The organism is Lacinutrix sp., assembly GCF_023299985.1.
GTDB lineage: Bacteria > Bacteroidota > Bacteroidia > Flavobacteriales > Flavobacteriaceae > Lacinutrix.
The window spans coordinates 1-2737 of sequence record NZ_JALZVX010000037.1 but is presented as its reverse complement, the minus strand read 5'-3'; the positions used below and the strand labels follow the sequence as shown (position 1 = coordinate 2737).

Genomic DNA, 2737 nt, shown 5'->3' with positions numbered 1-2737 from the left:
TAGAATACAGGTCGCTTTGTTTAATATTTTACAGGAAGGAGATATACAGATTAGAGGATTTAAACTGCGTTTACCTTTAGATATGCAATTTATTTTTACAGCAAATCCAGAAGATTATACCAATAGAGGTAGTATTGTAACACCTTTAAAAGATAGAATTGGTTCGCAAATTTTAACACATTATCCAACAGATATAGAAACTGCTAAAATAATTACAGCGCAAGAAGCAAAGTTAGATTCTAGACAGCAAGAGCAAATACATGTACCAGAATTAGCAAAAGATTTATTAGAACAAATTGTTTTTGAAGCGCGTGAAAGCGATTTTATAGACGAAAAAAGTGGCGTAAGCGCACGTTTAAGTATTACAGCTTTTGAAAATTTATTAAGTACTGCCGAGTTGCGATCTCTAAAATCTGGAGATGAAAACACAACGGTAAGACTATCCGATTTTTTAGGTATTATTCCAGCAATTATAGGGAAAGTTGAATTGGTTTACGAAGGAGAACAAGAAGGTGCTGCAGAAGTGGCTTATAAATTAATTGGTGAAGCTGTTAAAAGTTTGTTTCCAGACTTTTTTCCAAAGATTGAAAAATTGAAGAAAGACGAGGATTATAGTCCGTATGATGACATCGTATCTTGGTTCTTTAACAATCGTGATGGTTTTGAGTTATTAGACGATTTAAGAGATAAAGAGTATAAAACATTACTAGATGCTGTAGCGCCTTTAGACGATTTACTGGGAGAACATCAAGCAAAATTATCTAAACAAGAAAGTTACTTTGTTAAAGAATTTGTGCTTTGGGCTTTAGTGGAATACAAGCAGCTAAGTAAATATCGCTTTACAGAAGGTATTCAGTTTAAAGATCCTTATGGTAGTTTTATAAGTGATATTTAAAAAATAATGTAATGTCATTCAGAACAATGTAAAACAGAAAGAGTTTTATTGTTTAAACTTTGAGATTCTTCGCTTTGCTTTGAATGACACTACTTTACTTAAATAAGTTTTGTAATTACCTGCACTTCGTTATGAAGTGTTTTATGTACAGGACATTTATCTGCAATTTGTAATATGCGTTTAATTTGATCTTCGTCCAGATTACCTGTTAATTTTATTTCACGACTAAAAGTATCCATTTTAGTTGCTGTGGTTTCACAATCTTCACAATCTACTGCGTGTGCTTTGCCATAGTTGGTATGCACTTTTACATTTTGTAAATCCCATCCTTTTCGTTTTACATACATTTGAATAGTCATTGCTGTACAAGCAGATAATCCAGCTGAGACTAACTCGTAAGGTGATGGTCCAAAATCATTTCCACCATAGCTTGTAGGCTCGTCTGCCATCATAAAATGACCTCCAACTTTCATTTGTGTAGAAAATCCGTCCTCTAGATTTAAACTAGCAATAACTTGAGCATTAGTATTTAAAGTTTCATTTTTTGAAACAGAAATATATCGCTTTGCCCAGTTTGCAATAACACTTCCTGTGTAAGTAGAGTCTTCTTTTTTCATTAATAAATGATCTGCTCCATCAATAGATACAAAGCTTTTTGGGTGTTTTGCTGCTACATAAATTTGTTCTGCATTTTGAATACCAACAGTTGCGTCTTGAGGCGAGTGCATGACCAATAATGCTTTATCTAAATTTTTAGCGATTTCTGCTAAAGACTTGGTCTCAATATCATCTAAAAACTGTTTTTTTATAGTAAATGGTCTTCCTCCAATATTAACTTTAGCTTCTCCAGTAGTCTTAATTTCATCAACACTATTGTGAATTAAATGTTGAACATGTTTTGGGTTAGAAGGCGCTCCAACAGTAGCAACTGCTTTTATAGATTCTATTTGTGCAGCTGCAAAAATGGATGCTGCACCACCTAAAGAATGCCCAATTAATAGAGTAGGAGCTGAGTATTCGTTAGCTAAAAACTGAGAGGCACTTACTAAATCTTCAACATTACCAGAAAAATTAGTGTTTTCAAAATCGCCTTCACTTTCACCTAAACCAGTAAAGTCAAAACGTAAAACACCAAAACCATTAGAGGTTAATTCTCTACTAATATTTTTAACTGCAGATAAGTTTTTGTTACATGTAAAACAGTGTGCGAAAATTGCAAAATTATGAGGATGTTGATCTACAGGAAGTTCTAGTCTACCAACTAGTTGTTGACCTTCTGCGTTTGTGAAACTTACTTTTTTAATATTCATTTTTAATGTTATTTTTTATTAGGTCGAGAAATTTTGAAAGCCTTTCAAAATAAACGTTTACCAATTTCCACGTGATTTAACATTGGCTTCGCAAAATTGTATTATTTCAATAATTCTTTTGTCTATAGTCTTTTCTCTTTTTGCTTGGTTCAACCAATATAGATAACCTTTTCTGTATGAAGGTGCAAAGTTGTTATAATTATTAAAAGCCTTCACGTTTTTACTAAAAGCGTCTTGTAATTTATCTGGAATAACACCTTTTTCTACAGCATCTAATGCCGTCCAACTTCCGTTTTTTTTGCCAGCTTTTATAATCTCTAGTCCACTTTGGTGCATTAAATTATTAGAGACTAATTCTTTAATATATTTTTTGTTTAAGGCACTCCAAACGCTTTTTACATTACGCTTACAAAAGTACTGCCTTCGTTTACCTTTGCCTAAACTTTTTACAGTACTATCAATCCATCCATAACACAAGGCTACTTTTACTGCTTCTTCCCAACGCATAGAGGGTTCTTTATTTTCTACTTTA

Annotated in this window: 2 protein-coding genes and 1 pseudogene; 1 reads left to right on the top strand and 2 read right to left on the bottom strand. The window is 32.7% G+C overall.

What is annotated here, in order from left to right:
* Window positions 1-895, top strand: a pseudogene (locus Q0C58_RS02105) (magnesium chelatase); the annotation flags it as partial.
* A gap of 98 nt (window positions 896-993) precedes the next feature.
* On the opposite strand, the gene Q0C58_RS02100 reads toward Q0C58_RS02105, so the two are convergent.
* Window positions 994-2205 carry a bifunctional alpha/beta hydrolase/OsmC family protein gene (locus tag Q0C58_RS02100; RefSeq protein WP_290696805.1) on the bottom strand — a complete coding sequence of 404 codons (1212 nt, stop codon included), beginning with the start codon at window positions 2203-2205 and terminating at the stop codon, window positions 994-996.
* Between the two features lie 57 nt (window positions 2206-2262).
* The coding region (locus Q0C58_RS02095; protein ID WP_290696803.1) for a YdeI/OmpD-associated family protein at window positions 2263-2737 on the bottom strand (475 nt) is incomplete at its 5' end.

What these genes read in the sequence shown, in the direction of transcription:
- Q0C58_RS02100 (WP_290696805.1), bottom strand. Translation starts at nt 2,205, where the DNA reads ATGAATATTAAAAAAGTAAGTTTCACAAACGCAGAAGGTCAACAACTA.